This window comes from Staphylococcus caprae (assembly GCF_002902725.1).
Lineage (GTDB): Bacteria > Bacillota > Bacilli > Staphylococcales > Staphylococcaceae > Staphylococcus > Staphylococcus caprae.
Genome location: NZ_PPRT01000043.1, coordinates 38,302 through 56,440 on the forward strand (window position 1 = coordinate 38,302; position 18,139 = coordinate 56,440).

The 18,139-nt window shown below is 33.8% G+C and carries 18 protein-coding genes; 13 read left to right on the forward strand and 5 right to left on the reverse strand.

What is annotated here, in order from left to right:
• Positions 1-5 precede the first annotated feature (5 nt).
• The 8 genes from rbsD to CD155_RS09285 all read left to right on the forward strand — a co-directional run bounded on the left by rbsD (position 6) and on the right by CD155_RS09285 (position 7,640).
• Positions 6-410, forward strand: a complete 405-nt coding sequence (gene rbsD / locus CD155_RS09250) for a D-ribose pyranase (RefSeq protein ID WP_103213146.1) — start codon at positions 6-8, stop codon at positions 408-410.
• Positions 411-461: 51 nt separating this feature from the next.
• On the forward strand, positions 462-1,385 hold the full coding sequence (gene rbsK, locus CD155_RS09255; RefSeq protein WP_103213147.1) for a ribokinase: 924 nt from the start codon (positions 462-464) through the stop codon (positions 1,383-1,385).
• A gap of 137 nt (positions 1,386-1,522) precedes the next feature.
• Positions 1,523-3,010, forward strand: a complete 1,488-nt coding sequence (xylB, locus tag CD155_RS09260; RefSeq protein WP_103213148.1) for a xylulokinase — start codon at positions 1,523-1,525, stop codon at positions 3,008-3,010.
• 274 nt (positions 3,011-3,284) lie between these two features.
• A complete protein-coding gene (locus tag CD155_RS09265; protein WP_103213149.1) occupies positions 3,285-4,091 on the forward strand; it encodes a hypothetical protein in 807 nt (268 codons plus the stop codon).
• Positions 4,092-4,641: 550 nt separating this feature from the next.
• Entirely contained in the window at positions 4,642-5,685 is a 1,044-nt protein-coding gene (locus CD155_RS09270) for a PTS sugar transporter subunit IIC (RefSeq protein WP_037541661.1), read from the forward strand.
• A gap of 2 nt (positions 5,686-5,687) precedes the next feature.
• The gene (sdaAB, locus tag CD155_RS09275; RefSeq protein ID WP_103213150.1) at positions 5,688-6,368 is read left to right on the forward strand and encodes an L-serine ammonia-lyase, iron-sulfur-dependent subunit beta; all 681 of its coding nucleotides are present in this window, start codon (positions 5,688-5,690) and stop codon (positions 6,366-6,368) included.
• 12 nt (positions 6,369-6,380) lie between these two features.
• Entirely contained in the window at positions 6,381-7,280 is a 900-nt protein-coding gene (sdaAA, locus tag CD155_RS09280; protein WP_002444283.1) for an L-serine ammonia-lyase, iron-sulfur-dependent, subunit alpha, read from the forward strand.
• A gap of 183 nt (positions 7,281-7,463) precedes the next feature.
• Positions 7,464-7,640, forward strand: coding sequence for a hypothetical protein (locus tag CD155_RS09285; protein ID WP_103213151.1), 177 nt, complete (start codon positions 7,464-7,466; stop codon positions 7,638-7,640).
• Between the two features lie 41 nt (positions 7,641-7,681).
• Here the strand turns inward: CD155_RS09285 and CD155_RS09290 are convergent, their stop codons facing one another.
• Positions 7,682-8,173, reverse strand: coding sequence for a GNAT family N-acetyltransferase (locus CD155_RS09290; protein WP_002444278.1), 492 nt, complete (start codon positions 8,171-8,173; stop codon positions 7,682-7,684).
• 210 nt (positions 8,174-8,383) lie between these two features.
• Between CD155_RS09290 and srtA the strand changes: the two genes are divergently transcribed.
• Positions 8,384-8,995 (forward strand): class A sortase SrtA, encoded by a 612-nt coding sequence (gene srtA, locus CD155_RS09295; RefSeq protein WP_002444277.1) that lies wholly within the window; start codon positions 8,384-8,386, stop codon positions 8,993-8,995.
• Positions 8,996-9,261: 266 nt separating this feature from the next.
• Positions 9,262-10,065, forward strand: coding sequence for a Cof-type HAD-IIB family hydrolase (locus CD155_RS09300; protein ID WP_103213152.1), 804 nt, complete (start codon positions 9,262-9,264; stop codon positions 10,063-10,065).
• Between the two features lie 56 nt (positions 10,066-10,121).
• Here the strand turns inward: CD155_RS09300 and CD155_RS09305 are convergent, their stop codons facing one another.
• A complete protein-coding gene (locus CD155_RS09305; protein ID WP_103213153.1) occupies positions 10,122-11,114 on the reverse strand; it encodes a D-lactate dehydrogenase in 993 nt (330 codons plus the stop codon).
• A 284-nt stretch (positions 11,115-11,398) separates the two neighbouring features.
• Between CD155_RS09305 and CD155_RS09310 the strand changes: the two genes are divergently transcribed.
• Positions 11,399-12,061: an NAD(P)H-dependent oxidoreductase gene (locus CD155_RS09310; RefSeq protein WP_070830167.1), complete on the forward strand. Its 663-nt coding sequence runs from the start codon at positions 11,399-11,401 to the stop codon at positions 12,059-12,061.
• Between the two features lie 281 nt (positions 12,062-12,342).
• Positions 12,343-13,836 carry an aldehyde dehydrogenase family protein gene (locus CD155_RS09315; protein ID WP_103213154.1) on the forward strand — a complete coding sequence of 498 codons (1,494 nt, stop codon included), beginning with the start codon at positions 12,343-12,345 and terminating at the stop codon, positions 13,834-13,836.
• A 108-nt stretch (positions 13,837-13,944) separates the two neighbouring features.
• Here the strand turns inward: CD155_RS09315 and CD155_RS09320 are convergent, their stop codons facing one another.
• Both CD155_RS09320 and CD155_RS09325 read right to left on the reverse strand, forming a co-directional pair.
• Entirely contained in the window at positions 13,945-14,751 is an 807-nt protein-coding gene (locus CD155_RS09320) for a VOC family protein (RefSeq protein ID WP_103213155.1), read from the reverse strand.
• Between the two features lie 166 nt (positions 14,752-14,917).
• A complete protein-coding gene (locus CD155_RS09325; RefSeq protein WP_044466775.1) occupies positions 14,918-15,199 on the reverse strand; it encodes a GNAT family N-acetyltransferase in 282 nt (93 codons plus the stop codon).
• 166 nt (positions 15,200-15,365) lie between these two features.
• Here CD155_RS09325 and CD155_RS09330 point away from each other — a divergent pair, with 166 nt between their 5' ends.
• Positions 15,366-16,319: a metal ABC transporter solute-binding protein, Zn/Mn family gene (locus CD155_RS09330; RefSeq protein ID WP_103213156.1), complete on the forward strand. Its 954-nt coding sequence runs from the start codon at positions 15,366-15,368 to the stop codon at positions 16,317-16,319.
• Between the two features lie 177 nt (positions 16,320-16,496).
• On the opposite strand, the gene aldA is transcribed toward CD155_RS09330, so the two are convergent.
• Positions 16,497-17,924, reverse strand: coding sequence for an aldehyde dehydrogenase (gene aldA, locus CD155_RS09335; protein ID WP_172605805.1), 1,428 nt, complete (start codon positions 17,922-17,924; stop codon positions 16,497-16,499).
• Positions 17,925-18,139: the final 215 nt, after the last annotated feature.

Below are 18,139 nucleotides of genomic sequence, written 5' to 3' on the forward strand. Positions count from 1 at the left end.
TATTTATGAAAAAGACAGAAGTATTAAATAGTCATATTTCACAAGCAATTTCAACGTTAGGTCATTATGATTTATTAACAATTAATGATGCAGGTATGCCCATACCAAACGATGATAAGCGTATAGACATAGCTGTCACGAAAGGTTTGCCTCGTTTCATTGATGTGTTAGAAAATGTGCTAACTGAAGTAGAAATTCAAAAAATATATTTAGCCGAAGAGATAAAGACGCATAATTCGAAACAATTAAAAGCAATTAAGCAGTTAATCAATGAACATGTAATCATTGAATTTATACCGCATTCTAAAATGAAAGAAATGCTACAATCGCCTTTGAATGAAGGAAATATACGAACAGGTGAAACGACACCTTTTTCAAATATTATACTGGAATCTAACGTAACGTTTTAAAGTATTCAAAAATTTAAAAATCATAATATATATAAAGAAGGTGCCATTCGAATGAGTAAGAATAAAGTGGTAATCGTAGGATCTACAAATGTCGATAAATTTATTAATGTCGAACGTTTTCCTAAACCGGGAGAAACGTTACATATCGATCAAGCGCAACAAGAGTTTGGTGGAGGCAAAGGTGCGAACCAAGCTATTGCTGCTAGACGATTGGAAGCAGATACGACATTTATAACCAAAGTGGGTAAAGAAGAAAACGCAGATTTTATCATCGATGATTTTAAAGAAGCTTCTATCAATACTGACTACATCTTAACTTCTGAAAATGAAGAAACAGGACAAGCATTTATTACTGTGACTAATGAGGGACAGAATACAATTCTGGTTTATGGTGGAGCGAATATGACTTTAAATGCTGAAGATGTCAATCATGGTGAGCAAGCGATTAGAGAAGCAGATTTTGTTGTTGCTCAATTAGAAATTCCTATTGAAGCCATTGAACAAGCGTTCAAAATAGCTAAAGCACATGGTGTAACAACGATACTTAATCCTGCGCCTGCAATTGATTTGCCAGATTCACTACTTTCACTCACTGACATCATTATTCCGAATGAAACTGAAGCAGAACGATTATCTGGAATTACTATAAAAAATGAAGCCGATATGCAACAAACGGTAGATTACTTCTTTGAGCGCGGTATTTCAACAGTACTTATCACGCTAGGTGAACAAGGAACGTACTTTGCCACGCAACATGAATCTCACATTGTTCCAGCATATCAAGTCAAAGCCATTGATACGACTGCAGCAGGAGATACATTTATTGGTGCTTTTGTGAGTCGATTGGAAACGGATTTGAGCAACCTTGAAGATGCGATTCAATTTGCTAACCAGGCATCTTCTCTTACTGTTCAACGAAAAGGCGCACAAGCATCAATCCCAACCTACAAAGAAGTAACAGCTCAATATCAGTAATAATTATTCCAATAAAAGTAGGTACAAATGTGCCTACTTTTTTAATATAACGTTTTCATACTGTGACAGAGCGTTTATGATAGAGATATAAAGAAAACGCTTATACATAATTGCTTGAATGAGAAGGTGAACAAAAGATGGAAGAAGTTGTATTAGGCATTGATTTAGGAACAAGCGCAATTAAAATTATTGCAGTCAATCATCAAGGAGAAGTATTAGATACAGTCAGCGAACCATTAGAATTATTCCAAGACCAACCTGGATATAGCGAACAAAATCCTGACGATTGGTACGAGTCCACGAAACGTGGCATCCAACGTATAACAAGCTCCCAAATGTTAAAGAATAAGATAGTTAAAGGTCTTTCTTTTTCAGGACAAATGCATGGCTTAATCATATTGGACAAACAAGGCAAGCCATTACGAAGAGCAATCTTGTGGAATGATACGAGAAACTCAGAACAATGTCGCCAAATTAAAGAAATATACGGAGAGCGACTCAATTATAATCCTATTTTAGAAGGCTTTACGTTACCTAAAATGTTGTGGGTTCAACAGCACGAACCTGATATTTGGGAACAAGTGCATGTATTTATGCTACCTAAAGATTACTTAAGATATTGTCTTACTGATCAAATACATATGGAATACAGTGACGCTGCGAGTACATTACTTTTAAACCCACAAACGAATCAATGGACGAAAGAAGTTGGCGCACGATTTAACATTCATGATCTCTATCCACCATTAGTTCATTCACACGAATGTGTTGGATATATTAAATCATCGCTTGCGAAAGAACTTGGGTTTGAGAGTGATGTTGCAGTTTATGCAGGTGGTGGCGATAATGCTTGCGGTGCGATAGGCGCTGGAGTCATTAATGATAAGGAAGCTTTATGTAGTGTTGGAACATCTGGCGTAGTGTTAAATGTCGAATATAATCATGTCACTGCTTATGATCATAACCTTCATTTCTTCAATCATAGTATCCCAGATACGTATTATGCGATGGGAGTCACATTAGCTGCTGGTTATAGTTTAAATTGGTTAAAGAAGACCTTCTTTGAAAATGATTCATTCGAAACAATTTTAAGAAATGCAGAAACATCAAAACTAGGTGCCAATGGTCTATTATTTGCGCCATATTTAGCAGGCGAGCGGACACCACATGGTGATTCGCAAATTAGAGGGAGTTTTATAGGAATAAGTGGACAACATACTAAAGCCGATTTTGCACGTGCAGTAGTTGAAGGTATTACATATTCACTATATGACTCTATAAAATTAATGCGAGAAGCGGGACATGAGATTAACTCGATTACATCTATTGGAGGAGGCGCTAAAAGTAAGTTTTGGTTACAACTGCAAGCCGACATTTTCAATATGGAAGTTAAGAAATTGAAACATGAAGAAGGACCAAGTATGGGTGCCGCAATGTTAGCAGCATATGGATTGGGATGGTATGAGAGTATAGAATCATGCGTGGCATCCTTTATTAAAGTTGAAGAAATATTTAAACCTAATAAAGAAAAGCACCAGCAATATAAAAAATATCATGATATCTATCAACGAATTTATCACCAAACTAAGCACTTAACAGAGGATTTATTAAAAATTTCTAAATAAAAGGGTGGAAACCATCGGATTTGAGGATTCGATGGTTTTTTAATTTTTGATTTATGTGATTGCTAAATCTGGAAAAACGTTGATTAAAATTGTGTAGAAAATAGACTTTTAAAAAGTTAATAGACCAAAAATGATTTTTTGTTGATGTGACTTAAGAGAATAAATATTTCCTTGAAAATGAACGTTGACATTAAATAAATTAAAAAGTTTAATAAAAATATAATTTTGAAAATAATATAGCAGCACGATAATAAGACACCGAGAGGATGATTAAATGTTAATTTCAAAACGAGAATTATGTGAGTCTTTATATCGCATGTCACCAAGAACATTTGCATATATGAATGAACTCGAATATCCTAATTTATTATTAACAATTGAGCGCTACGATATTTCACTTCCTACTTCAAATCAACTTCAAAAAGCAATACAATTCGGACACTATCCCCTGACTCATACTCAAGATCTTAACAAGAAAAATGAAGAGGTTTTTATCAAAATAAAAGATGAAACGCTAAAAATGAATGAAGAGGAGAGGTTGAATTTTCTTCAATTTTATCCCTCTCATCAAATGAATGAGATGATAAACGCCTATTCAAGAATGACAAAATTAAATATAAAAGAAACGAAACGACCACTAAAATTACCATTCCCCCTTGATCAAGATACATTGGTAAAAGAAATGAATATATCACAAAATAACGAAAGTGCTCCTATATTTTTATATGTACTACAAAAGCTACTCTCTGAAATGAAAAGATGTGACTTAAAATTCTCAGTCCACGAAAATATTTTAGAAATTAAATATTCAAACCACATCATTAAAGTATTTTTTAACCTTCATAAAAATAGTAAAGTGATATTTCCTTTACAAATATTTATTAGTGCACATTGTAGACATGTTCCTTTTATTGAACAAATAGAGTCACTATCTGTCGTTTCTTCTAAAGAACTATTATCGAGTATGAGTAAATTGTTATTATTAATATTTCAATTGCCTGAGACACTTACTAGACTGGAGTATTCTCTAAGTCAAAGAAACCACACTTTAGCTGAGAAACTATCTAAAAAATATAAATAAAGGTTAATGTAATGTGCAGCTATCGGGTTAGGGGGCCTCCAAATGGTCAAAAATATTTATAATGTGTAGGTAAGAGAGAAGTTAAGATAAAATTCTGCTTTTTATTCAATGAATATCGATGTAAAAAGTTATATTTAAAATAAACATTCATATTTAAGGGCGTATTGCACAAGAAATTTGCAAGAAGCCCTTAAAAATTGTGAGCAATTTGTTACATAAATAGAGTTGAAGCGTTAAAATAATAAAGTCGCCTAAATGTTGTATACTAGTTACTTTATACATTGTAATAAGACATAATTAATATGTTTTGAAATTTGAGGGGATAATTAAATAAAGCGTTTACATTTATTTGGGTTATGGTGTAAAATGTGTTAAATAGAATCAAATAACAAAATATATTCTATTTTAAACTTTTTAAAGTGATAATAATTGCAATTAGTGAATAATTTCACAATATAGACTAAATTATTATACAAAAATTATTGAAATCGCTTTCTTAAGGGTGTACGATAGCTATGGCCTAAAAAAACAGAAAGAAGGTTTTGGGGAAATGAATATAATCCTAGGAGTAGGGACTCTAGTACTTGTACTTATAATTATGACATTGTTCTTAAATTTTGCGCCATACGGTAAACAAGGTTTACAAGCTTTATCAGGGGCAGCTTGTGCAACATATTTACCACAAGCGTTTTTAAGTTACGCTATTGGTGGCGTATTTCATATTAAATTTTTTCAAGAAATTGGTGATTTAGCAGGAAGTTTAAGCGGAATTGCAGTAGGTATTCTAACATGTTTAAACTTACGCGTATCTCCAGTATTTGCTGTTATCGTTGGTTTAGTATTACATGATCAGAAATTATTACCAGCATTCATAGCTGCATATATTGTTGCTTTTGGAATTAAATTCATTGAGAAGAAAGTTCCAGAAGGACTAGATTTAATTGTTGTTATTTTATTGGCTCCAGCAATTACATTTGGTTTAGCAAATCTGATTTCACCAGGGGTCATCGCTGTTCTTAAACAAATTGGTTCAGCTATTTCTTCTGTAGGTAATGACAATCCTTACGCATTAGCAGTTATATTAGGACTAGTTATCCCAGTTACAGGTATGACACCATTAAGTTCAATGGTTTTAACAAGTTTATTAGGTTTAACAGGTATACCAATGGCAATCGGTGCCTTAACATGTACAGGTGCTTCATTTGCTAACGCAGTTTTATTCAGCAGACTACACATTGGTAAGAAAACGAATGCATTCGCAGTATTTATTGAACCATTAACTCAAATAGATTTAATTGCACGTTATCCATTACAACTCTTCGGTTCAAATGCAATTATCGGAGTTGTAAATGCTTGTATCGTTACATTTAGCGGCTTAGTTATTAACGTAAAAGGTATGGCAACGCCTATCGCAGGTGCGATTGTATTATTCGGATTTAATAATGCAGTAACTTCAGTTATAACAATTGTTGCAGTGGGTATAGTAAGTGTAGTACTTGCATTTGTTCTAAGTTCACTTATCAAGAAATTTGATTTAATGAATATTAGTTTTAAATTGCCAGGGAAAAAGAATCGAGTTAAGGAGAGTGTTTAATAATGGCTAAAAGCTATGATTACCAAAGCGCTTTTGACATTATTGGACCAGTTATGATGGGACCATCAAGTTCGCATACTGCTGGTGCAGTAAAGATAGGTAACTCAGCACGAGCTGTTTTAGGAGATGTGCCTAAAAGCGTAGAAATTCATTATTATGAATCATTTGCTAAAACGCATCAAGGACATGGAACAGACGTTGCTGTAGTAGGTGGTGCTATGGGCTATAGCACATTTGATAATCGAATTAAATCAGCTTTAGATATTGCTAAAGAAGATCATATAGATGTAGATATTATCGAAGAAGACGGGGAAAGTATTGGGCAACATCCTAACTGTGCTTATATTAAAGCTGACACTAAGGATGGTCGTCATATTGAAGTCATTGGTATTTCAATTGGCGGTGGTACAATCAAACTCAAAGGTATTAATGTGAATGGTTTAGAAGTGGAAATTAATAACGGGCTTCCAATGCTAGAAATCGATGGCGAAATAGATAAAGCACAAGTCAATCACCTAATTAATGATATTACAGATATGGAAGTTGATTTTGGTGATGAAACAGTCAAAACGAGCGACAATAATTGTTTAGTCGTATTACCTTTAAACAAAGCAATCTCAGAATCAACATTAAATAAAATTAGAGATAAATACAGTGACTTAAACGTTTCCTATATCAATTAGAGGGGGATTAAAATGTTTGATTCAATTAGAGAGACAATAGATTATTCGGTTGAAAATAACATTACATTCGCTGATATTATGATCAACGAAGAAATGGAAAGAGAAGGCATATCACGCGATGAAGTACGTGAACGCATGAAACAAAATCTTGAAGTTATGCGTGACGCTGTTGAAAAAGGAACAACAGGTGAAGGTGTAGAAAGTGTTACAGGTTATACAGGACACGATGCAGCTAAACTTCGTGACTACAATGAAAAGAATCATGCGCTATCTGGCCGAGAAATGATTGAGGCTGTGAAAGGCGCTGTTGCTACTAATGAAGTTAACGCAGCAATGGGTATTATCTGTGCTACACCTACAGCTGGTTCATCGGGAACTATTCCCGGCGTACTTTTCAAACTAGAAAAAACACACGATTTAACAGAAGATCAAATGGTAGACTTCCTTTTCACTTCAGCATTATTTGGACGTGTTGTAGCGAATAATGCAAGTGTTGCAGGTGCAACAGGTGGTTGCCAAGCAGAAGTAGGTTCTGCATCAGCAATGGCAGCTGCAGCTTCAGTGGCTATCTTCAAAGGTACACCAGAACAATCTGGTCATGCGATGGCACTTGCAATAAGTAACCTATTAGGTTTAGTTTGTGACCCAGTAGCAGGATTAGTTGAAATTCCTTGCGTAATGAGAAACGCAATTGGTTCAGGTAACGCATTAATTTCAGCAGACCTTGCATTAGCTGGTGTAGAAAGTCGTATTCCAGTGGACGAAGTAATTGGTGCAATGGACAGAGTTGGCCGTAACTTGCCAGCATCTCTTCGTGAAACTGGTTTAGGTGGCTTAGCAGGTACACCAACTGGCGAAGAAATTAAACGTAAGATTTTCGGTGAAGCTGACAATATGGTGAATAATAAATAAATGATAAATTGAAATTTAAAGCATTTAGGTTTTGTTTGGAAAAGCAAAGCTTAAGTGCTTTTTTAGTATCAACAAGGATAAGTCCCTCGCACTCCTTTATAAATCGCGAATGAATAAATTCAGTAAACGCTTCTTTACAAAACAAGGGCCCCAATCTAAAATAACTTAAAAGGGGCTGATGCAATGCTAAGATTGTTTCTTATCTTTATTGCATTCATCATTAACATGACGATAACTTATTTGGGAACTACGGAGGGAACATGGGTCAACTTATTATTTAAATCGTTATCGCTAAGTATGATTCTTGTATTTATGTTCTACTATATTCGTTTTGTTATTGAGAATAGAAATAAAGAATGAAGTTGAACTAAGTAGTTTATTATAGCTCAACTTCATTCTTTTTATTTGTATAAATCTAGCTGATAAAATGCTAAATCTAACCATCTTTCAAATTTGTAACCTACATTCGTGATTGTTCCAGCGTGAGTGAAATTAAATTTCTTGTGTAATTGAATACTTCCTTCATTTGAAGCATCAATACCAGCTACAATCGTGCGATAATTGTTGTCTTTAGCGTGTTGAATGAGTGTGGTTAATAATTGTGAAGCGATACCTTGACCACGATATTTGGGATCTACATATATAGAATGTTCAATCGAATAAAGGTACGCAGGCCAATCTCTAAAGGAACCATATGTTGCATATCCTACAATATGGTTATCCTTAACATAGACCCATATGGGCTCATCGGCCATTGCCTTCGCTTCAAACCACTGTACTCGTTCTTCTAATTCTTTAGGATCATAAGTGTATATAGCAGTAGTATTAATGATTGCATCATTATAAATATTTAAAATATCAGGTAAATCCTCTTTTCTAGCAAATCGTATCATTTACATCCCTCTTTTCATATTTCTTTTCATTAAAAACCAATTTACATGAGTAATCAATAACTTGTTAAGTTCTATTACATTATGTTTAAAAAGAAAATGTTTATCAGCAAGTTAAACTAAGTCACTCATGTTGGTGTTGAAAAATAATGCTATACTAAATTTAAAATCATATTTATTCATTGAGAAATATAATTTAAAGGAGTTACTGAAATGAAAAAATGGACGAGTCATTTAATGACGTTCATAGGCATATTGTTAATCATCCTAGCAATTTATTTGTTCGCAAAGCCACATATTGATAATTATTTCCATGATAAAGATAATAATAATAAAATCGAACAATATGATAAAGATGAAAAAAAGGATGTCTCAACAAAACATAAAAAGCCTACAATTCCAAAAGATAAATCTAAAATGGCAGGTTACATTGAAGTGCCAGACGCTGAAATTAAAGAACCTGTATATCCAGGACCCGCCACGCCTGAGCAACTCAATAGAGGTGTAAGCTTTGCAGAAGGCGATGAATCACTTGATCAACAAAACATTGCAATCGCTGGTCATACATTTACTGACCGCCCGCATTATCAATTTACAAATTTAAAGGCTGCTAAGAAAGGGAGTAAAGTATATTTCAAAGTAGGTAACGAAGTTAGAAAGTATAAAATGACGAAAATTCATGATGTCGATCCTACAGAAGTGAAAGTATTAGATGAACATAAAGGTAAGAAGAATCAATTAACACTAATCACTTGCGATGATTATAATGAACAAACAGGTGTTTGGGAAAAACGTAAAATATTTGTAGCAACACAAGTAAATTAATGTTGAACGATACGTACGAGGCTGGGATATCATTTGGTATCTCAGCTTTTTATGAAATTCTGCAAACCATGCAAGTTGGGCGTGGCGCAACGAAAATCATTTGACTAAATGACATGTCTGACTCACACACGTGTTTGTTTTTTTATGATATGAAATGTCTTTCAAAAGTTGAATATAGTTTCAGTGTCTTGCCATGAACTTCATTACTCTTAATCTCAAAGATATAATGAGGATAAAGTTGTTCACATAAAGGGGATGCAAGAAATATGATAAGTGCAATTGCAGTTGATATGGACGGCACATTTTTAGATTCAAACAAGCAATTTGATGAAACACGCTTTGAGCGTATCTTTAAGAAATTAAGGGAGAACCATATTCAATTTATAGCGGCTAGCGGCAATCAATATGCTAAGTTAAAGTCAATCTTTGGTGTTAGAGATATGTTTTTTATTTCTGAAAATGGAGCAGTCATTTATAAAGGGAATCAATTATATAATTACCGTAGCTTTAATCGTAAAGAATTTCAAAATGTGGTCGATTATCTAAATATTGATCAAAACATGAAAGAGTTAATTGTATGTGGTATAAAAAGTGCATATATTTTAAAGAACACTTCCGACACGTTTAAAGAAGACGCTTATTTTTATTATCATCAGTTGGAAGAAATTGATTCATTGCAAGAATTACCTCAAGATGATTATGTGAAGATAGCATTTAATATTAATCGTAGAACGCATCCTCATGTTGATGAAGCATTGAACGAGACTTTTAAAGATACCATTCAACTTGTATCTAGTGGTCATGACAGTATAGACGTGATTATGCCAAATATGACAAAAGGACAAGCATTAACACGATTACTTAATGAGTGGGAAATGTCATCAGATGAATTAATGGCATTTGGTGATGCAAATAATGATAAAGACATGTTAGAACTAGCCAAACATAGTTACGTAATGGCCAATAGTAGTGATGCCTCACTTTTTGAAATTGCGAATAGTGTAGCGCCATCAAATGATGAACAAGGCGTTTTAACTACGATTGAAGAAAAAGTGTTAAAGCATTTATAAGAATATGAAAAGGTGAGACAGCGATATTAATGCTATATCTCACCTTTTTTAATATATTAATTTAAACGTGTATCACAAGTGCCTGTTTGAATCACAGATAATGCTGCGTTCAAGCCACCTTCAACTAAGTTTTGTACTGCTTCGTCTGAGAAGAACGCGATGTGAGGTGTCATTAAAATGTTTTCATGTCTAATGAGTTCTAACAATGTTTGGTCTTCAATTGTTTTATTTGTCCAATCGAATGTGAAGTAGTCGGCTTCATTTTCATAAGTATCGATGGCAGCACCATATAAAGTACCATTGTTCACAGCTTCGATAAGGTCAGGTGTGTTAATAACAGCGCCACGAGCAGCATTGACTAGCACAGCACCTTTCTTAACTTTCGCAAACATTTCTTTATCAAATAGATGGAAGCTTTCTTTATTAGCAGGAACGTGAAGTGAGATAATATCTGCATCTTTAATCGCTTCTTCAACTGAATCCTTATACTCTAAGAAATCTAGAGAATCATTTGGATATGCATCGTAGCCAACAACTTTTGCACCGAAACCTGCATAGATTTTACCAGTTGCAGCTCCAATACGACCTGTACCAATAATCGCAACGGTCATATTTTTAACAGGTTTAGACATTATAGGTGCAGCCCAAGTGAAGTTATGATCTTGTACGCGTCTTTCAATAGCTGGGAATTTACGCACAAGTTGTAAAGCAATAGAAACTGAATATTCGGCGATTGTCTCAGGTGAATAACTAGGAATGTTAGAAATAACAATACCATGTTTTTTAGCAAGATCTAAATCATACATATCAAATCCTGCAGTACGTTGAGCGATTTGTTTGATGCCGTAAGCTTCTAATTTAGGGTAAACTTCATCTTCCAATTTACCAAATTGCATTGTAGTGACACCGTCGTAGTCTTTAAGTTGATCTACAGTATCTTTACTTAAAAGGTCAGTAGAAGTTGTCACTTCAATATTATTTTTTTCACCCCAATTTAATGCCATTTCTTTCTCATATTCGCGTGTACCGAAAAACATAATTCTTGTCATTAAAAATACCCCCATTTCTAAAAAAAATAAAAAAACAATAATAACAATAAGTTATCTAGATAAAAAATAATTAAGTAAGACTAAAACTTACAAACCTATTATATTGTGAAAGTTTTCACAAATCAAGAAAGAACATATTGTCGAGAAAGAAAAATGTGAAAATATTCACATTAATGATAAACGTGTCACTTTTTAAGAAAGAAATCAATTACTTTTGTTGTGTATAAAAGTCATTTATACTTTCTTTATGAAAAGAATCGATTAGTAGGAGGATGAACATTTAAATGAGTAGTATGAATCAAAAGATTATTGATGCGTTTGAATTTAGACATGCAACGAAACAATTTGATCCATCTAAAAAGGTTAGCGATGAAGACTTTGAAACAATATTGGAATCAGGTAGATTGTCACCAAGTTCTTTAGGTTTAGAACCTTGGCATTTTGTAGTAGTTCAAAGTGAAACATTGAGAGATAAATTAAAGCCTTATAGTTGGGGTGCTCAAAAGCAATTAGATACCGCAAGTCACTTTGTATTAATTTTTGCACGTAAAAATGTAACATCTCACTCAGATTATGTTCAAAATCTTATCCGAGGCGTTAAAGAATATGAAGAAAGTACCATTCCAGCAGTAGAGGAAAAATTTGATAACTTCCAAACAAACTTCCATATTAATGACAATGAGCGTACATTATATGATTGGGCAAGTAAACAAACATACATCGCTTTAGGAAATATGATGACTACAGCGGCGCTATTAGGTGTAGATTCATGCCCAATGGAAGGATTTGATTTAGATAAAGTTACTGAAATTTTATCAGAAGAAGGAATTCTTGATACTGAACATTTTGGTATTTCAGTCATGGTTGGTTTTGGCTATAGAGCTGAAGAGCCCGCGCACGGTAAAGTCCGTCAAAGTAAAGATGATGTCATTAGTTGGATAGAATAAAATGCTATATTTATCTTTAGATTCTAGAACTCAAACTTCTAGAATCTATTTTTCTTTTTCAATAAAATATAAAAATTTTGTGTAGTGAATAACACATTGCTAAGTGGGTATATCACATATGTGACTTCTTTTAGAAATAGTATAAACACATCATTTTGAAAATAGATTAAAAGAGGTTAGAATTAAAAATACGAAAAGTAAACGTTTACATTTTTCATAGATTCAAAATTTACGAAAGATAGTTTCAATAAATTAATTATCACTATAAAGGATGGATTAAAATGGCAAATATTAACGTTAGATATTATATCGATGAAAATTATGGCTTGTTTATAAATAACGAATTCCAAGCAAGTGGTAGTGGTGAAACAATCACAGTAACAAATCCTGCGAATGGTGAAGATTTAGCTAAAGTTGCTCGCGCAGGTAAAGAAGACGTAGATAAAGCAGTTCAAGCTGCGCATGATGCGTTTGACAGTTGGAGTAAAATTTCTAAAGCAGAACGCGCAGACTATTTATCAGAAATTGGTCGTCGCATTCATGAAAAAGCTGAACACTTAGCAACAGTAGAATCATTACAAAATGGTAAACCTTACCGTGAAACTTCTACTATTGATGTGCCTCAAGCAGCTGAACAATTTAAATATTTCGCAAGTGTATTAACTACTGATGAAGGCACAGTTAATGAAATTGATGAAAACACAATGAGTTTAGTAGTCAATGAACCAGTTGGTGTGGTAGGTGCAGTTGTAGCATGGAACTTCCCAATCTTATTAGCATCTTGGAAATTAGGTCCAGCACTAGCTGCAGGAAATACAGTTGTTATTCAACCATCATCTTCTACACCTTTATCTTTAATTGAACTTGCAAAAATCTTCCAAGAAGTACTACCTAAAGGTGTAGTTAACGTATTAACTGGTAAAGGATCTGAATCAGGTGACGCAATCTTTAACCATGAAGGTGTAGATAAATTATCATTCACAGGTTCAACAGATGTAGGTTATGGCGTAGCTAAAGCTGGAGCTGAGCGCATTGTACCTACAACATTAGAGCTTGGTGGTAAAAGTGCGAACATCATATTTGATGATGCAAACTTAGATCAAGTAGTTGAAGGCGTACAATTAGGTATTCTATTTAACCAAGGTGAAGTATGTAGTGCCGGTTCAAGATTACTCGTACAATCTTCAATATATGATAAATTATTACCTAAATTAAAAGAAGCATTCGAAAATATCAAAGTGGGCGATCCATTTGATGAAGATGTGAAAATGAGTGCTCAAACTGGTCCAGACCAATTAGAAAAAATTCAAAGTTATGTAAAAATTGCTGAAGAAGATGATAAAGCGAATATCCTCACTGGCGGTCATCGAATTACTGATAATGGACTAGATAAAGGTTATTATTTTGAACCTACAATCATTGAATTAAAAGATAATGGACATAAACTTGCTCAAGAAGAAATTTTCGGTCCAGTATTAGTTGTTGAAAAATTCGATGATGAACAACAAGCAATTGATATCGCAAATGATTCAGAATACGGTCTAGCAGGTGGTATCTTTACTACAAATATCAACCGTGCGTTAAATGTTTCTAAAGCAATGAGAACAGGACGTATCTGGATTAACACTTACAATCAAATCCCAGCAGGTGCACCATTCGGCGGTTATAAAAAATCTGGTATCGGTCGAGAAGTATATAAAGATGCTATTAAAAACTATCAACAAGTTAAAAATATCTTCATCGATACAAGTGACCAACCCAATGGTATGTATTAATTAAGATGAAAACTTCAAATAAAAAAGAGGGCGTAATGCCCTCTTTTTATACTGTCTGCAAAGATTGAACTTTGTAGGCAGTTTTATTTATACATAATTATAAAAAATCTATTCAGGAACCACGTTTGTATCACTATGGATAGTAATATCAAATCCTTCGGGTGAAGTAACATGTGTTTCTTCTGAATTTGGTTTATATATGTCAATATGTGTTAAACCATAAGTGCTTTCGTTCGCTTCTCTTTTATGATTGGACTGCCAAGTATTGGCTGCAATATGGTGATGATATTTTTGTGTAGACATAAAGAGCGCCTGTGGGAAGTTAGAAATATGTTCTAATCCTAGTTCATCGATATAAAATGCACGTGCTTGTCCTAAATTATGTGTTTTAAGATGTAAGTGACCGATTTTTCCATCTTTTGGCCATCCTTGCCATCCATCAGTCGAACGTTGTTCAATTAAATCGTTAGCATCAACTTCTAGCGTATCCATCTTCACGAAACCATCACGCCATTGCCATTCATCAGTAGGCCGATCTTGATAAACTTCAATTCCATTTCCTTCTGGATCAGCAAAGTATAAAGCTTCGCTTACAAGGTGATCACCGCCACCCACGGCAATATTTAATTGAATTGCGTGATATAAGAAATTTGCCAAGTCTCTACGTGTAGGTAAAAGAAAAGCAATATGGAATAAACCTGCTTCTCTAAAGCCAGGTTGGCGGCCGTCATGTAATTCTTGAAGAGTAAGGGTGTGCCCATTAGCACCTACATTCAATATAGTTTGTTGCGCATGTTGTGCTTTAATTGTAAATCCTAGCACAGTAGAGTAAAATTCAGTCATTTTATTTAAATCTTTAACGTTTAAAGTAATATTTGTAACTTGAGTTGCTTCAGTAGAATGGAATGAAGTCATTTCGTCTTACCTCCTATGATGAAAAGTCACCATTGTTTAATATTTATATCTAGTATAATTAATATACTATTAAAACATTTAATACGCAAGCTTTAATATCTAAAAAAATTCCAAGAAGGTGAATACACTTCTTGGAAATTGAATTACTATTTATTTGTTACTTTTATTAACCTAAATACACATCTTGTGCATGGTCATCTTTTTCTAAAACGTCTTTAGCGAATGGGCAAGATGCAATGATTTTTAAGTTGTTGTCACGTGCATATTCAACCACGCGATTGACTAATTTTTTACCTAAACCTTGTCCACCTAATTCATCTGATACACCTGTATGATCAATATCAATTTCGTTGTTATCTACTTCTTTGAAAGTGATAACTGCTTGTGGGTTATTTTCATCTTCCCCAACATAAAATTTATGATCGCCTTGTTTGATTTCTTCAGCCATTTACGTTCACTCCTTTAAAAATGTATATACATATAAATATCACTTTTCATGATTTTTGAAACATTTTGAATACGCCACATGATTAATATATCGTTAGCTATTGCTTTTTTGATAAGTAACCGATATAGTGATAAACGAAATAATTACGCTTTATGGGGGTCTCATTTTGAAAAGAAAGGCAATCATCTGGATTACTTTATCCATTATATTAATACTGAGTGGATGTAGTAAAAGTATGAATCATAAAAAAGACAATATTAGTAGTCAAAATAAAATGAAAATATACACAACTGTGTTTGCGTTTCAAAGTTTTACTCAACAAATTGGCGGGAAGTACGTAGATGTTGAATCTATCTATCCTCCAGGTGCAGATTTACATTCTTATGAACCAACGCAAAAAGATATGATTAATATTGCTAAAAGCGATTTGTTTATTTATTCAAATGATGACTTAGACCCAGTTTCTGCGAAAATCACCCAATCTATGGAAAATAAAAACATGAAATTAGCTCTTGCAAATGGTTTGAAACAAAAAGACTTGATTCACTCTGATGATCATGATGAGGATTGGGGACATCAACACCATCATGAATCAAGTAATGATCCTCATATATGGTTAGATCCTGTACTAGACCGCGTATTTGCAAAGGAAATCAAAGATAAATTAATTCAAAAAGACCCTAAACATAAGTCTTATTATGAAGAAAACTACAAAAAGTTAGATAAAGAAATCAAAGATATTGATAATAAAATGAAAAGGATCACTAAAAATCCGAAACGTGATAAAGTAATCATTTCACATGACTCATTAGGTTATCTCGCACATCGATATCATTTTAAACAAGAAGGTGTGAATGGAATGAATGACGAGGAACCGAGTCAGAAGAAGATATTAAGCATTGTGAAGGAGATTAAAAAGTCAAAATCTCCATATGTACTATATGAACAGAACATCACTTCTAAAATTACAGATGTGATTAAAAAGGAAACTGATACCCAACCTTTAAGCTTTCATAATTTAGCAGTACTCACGAAAAAAGAACAAAATGATGACGCCATCACTTATCAATCATTAATGAAAAAAGATATCCAATCTCTAGAAAAAGCATTAAATCATTAAAAATACCTAGCATTACACATATACTTCAAATCGAAGTTCAATGTGTAATGCTTTTTTATTTATCAATCAACAAGAGGAAAGATAAACATAAGTGGTAAATTATAATTTTCCCAAATAAAATAGCCCCTCAAATTTAATTTAAAATGAGGGACCAATCATACGTTTCTGCTTTAATATTTATTTATAGCGCAAGTAGCTCACGGTAGTGTTGTAATATTCTTCGAAACCATGGATGCCGTCTGCACCACCTAAACCTGATTCACGCCAACCAGCATGATAGCCGTTAACAACTTCTTCTGCTTCACAATTTGCGTAAACTTCCCCGAATTTTAAACGCTCTGAAGCGGTCATCACTTCTTGTAAGTTTTCAGAGAAGATGTATGAAGATAAACCAGCATTTGTATCATTAGCATCTTCAATGACTTGGTCAAAGTCTTCATAAGTGGCAATTGCTAATACAGGACCAAATATTTCCTCTTTAAATACGCTATCTTCAGTATTTACATGATCTAGGATCGTTGGTTCATAGAAGAAACCAGCACGGTCTAATTGATGACCACCCATGACTAATGTTGCGCCATTATTCATAGCAGATTCTACTTTTTCATGAATACTATCCAGTTGTTTTTGGTTAATGATTGCGCCATAATCTGTATTTTCATCTAAAGGATCTCCGACAGTCAGTTGACCCATTTTGTCTTTTACCTTTTCTACAAATACATCATGGACATCTTTATGAACAAAGATACGTTCTGGACAAGTACACACTTGACCTGCATTATTAATACGAGCAGTAACGATATAGTCAACAGCTTTGTCTAAATCAGCATGTGGTGTGACGAGTACAGGAGCATTACCACCTAATTCTAGATTTAATTTCTTAACTGTTTGTGCTGCATGCTCATAGACGGATTTACCTGCGCGCATACTACCCGTTAATGAAATAAGTTGGATATCCTTATGAGTTGCGAGTTGAGTGCCAACTGTTTCGCCAGTACCTGGAATAATTTGAATCAAACCAGCCGGAATCGTTGAAGCACGGAAGAGCTCAGCTAAACGTAATGTTAATAATGTAGTTTCTTCACTAGGTTTAATAACGACGGAACAGCCAGTCACGATAGCTGGAATAACTTTACGCATCAAGACCATAATCGGTGCATTCCAAGGCACAATCCCTGCTGTGACACCAATTGGTTTCTTAGTTAATTGAATGATTTCATTCTCTACACTATTTTGTAACACTTCGCCTTTGTTACTCATACTTAAACTTGTCATATAGTCGATAAATGTAATTGATTTATCAATTTCTCCATAAGCTTCGGCGAGTGTTTTTCCTTGTTCTTTCACATATAATTGTGCAATTTCATCACGGTTTTGTTCTAATAGAGGAATAAGTAATTTAACGTGTTCAGCACGAGTTGGTTGAGGGACACGTTCCCATTCGAGTTGTGCGTGTTTAGATTTTTCAATCGCTTCATTGACTTCTTCTTCAGTCGCGAACGTAATTGTATCAAATTTTTCTCCTGTAGCAGGATTAATGACATCCATCGTTTCAGTTGATTTACTTTCGATAAATTCATTGTTAATAAATAATTGATTTGTCATTTGTGACACCTCCATCATTTATATTCCCGAAATTGATTATCCTAATTTTGAAAATAAAAAAGAGGTTGGGACATAATCAATTGTCTCAACCTTCTTTAATATATTGGCAGTAGATGTCTGAATTGAAAGTGCGCTTATATCAAGCTTCTTTCAATCCTAGCCATCCTTGCCGGCGGGGCCCCAACATAGAGAATTTCTTAAAAAGAAATTCTACA

Coding starts and splice junctions, on each gene's coding strand:
- rbsD (WP_103213146.1), top strand. CDS start 6: ATGAAAAAGACAGAAGTATTAAATAGTCATATTTCACAAGCAATTTCA.
- rbsK (WP_103213147.1), top strand. CDS start 462: ATGAGTAAGAATAAAGTGGTAATCGTAGGATCTACAAATGTCGATAAA.
- xylB (WP_103213148.1), top strand. CDS start 1,523: ATGGAAGAAGTTGTATTAGGCATTGATTTAGGAACAAGCGCAATTAAA.
- CD155_RS09265 (WP_103213149.1), top strand. CDS start 3,285: ATGTTAATTTCAAAACGAGAATTATGTGAGTCTTTATATCGCATGTCA.
- CD155_RS09270 (WP_037541661.1), top strand. CDS start 4,642: ATGAATATAATCCTAGGAGTAGGGACTCTAGTACTTGTACTTATAATT.
- sdaAB (WP_103213150.1), top strand. CDS start 5,688: ATGGCTAAAAGCTATGATTACCAAAGCGCTTTTGACATTATTGGACCA.
- sdaAA (WP_002444283.1), top strand. CDS start 6,381: ATGTTTGATTCAATTAGAGAGACAATAGATTATTCGGTTGAAAATAAC.
- CD155_RS09285 (WP_103213151.1), top strand. CDS start 7,464: ATGCTAAGATTGTTTCTTATCTTTATTGCATTCATCATTAACATGACG.
- CD155_RS09290 (WP_002444278.1), bottom strand. CDS start 8,173: ATGATACGATTTGCTAGAAAAGAGGATTTACCTGATATTTTAAATATT.
- srtA (WP_002444277.1), top strand. CDS start 8,384: ATGAAAAAATGGACGAGTCATTTAATGACGTTCATAGGCATATTGTTA.
- CD155_RS09300 (WP_103213152.1), top strand. CDS start 9,262: ATGATAAGTGCAATTGCAGTTGATATGGACGGCACATTTTTAGATTCA.
- CD155_RS09305 (WP_103213153.1), bottom strand. CDS start 11,114: ATGACAAGAATTATGTTTTTCGGTACACGCGAATATGAGAAAGAAATG.
- CD155_RS09310 (WP_070830167.1), top strand. CDS start 11,399: ATGAGTAGTATGAATCAAAAGATTATTGATGCGTTTGAATTTAGACAT.
- CD155_RS09315 (WP_103213154.1), top strand. CDS start 12,343: ATGGCAAATATTAACGTTAGATATTATATCGATGAAAATTATGGCTTG.
- CD155_RS09320 (WP_103213155.1), bottom strand. CDS start 14,751: ATGACTTCATTCCATTCTACTGAAGCAACTCAAGTTACAAATATTACT.
- CD155_RS09325 (WP_044466775.1), bottom strand. CDS start 15,199: ATGGCTGAAGAAATCAAACAAGGCGATCATAAATTTTATGTTGGGGAA.
- aldA (WP_172605805.1), bottom strand. CDS start 17,924: ATGACAAATCAATTATTTATTAACAATGAATTTATCGAAAGTAAATCA.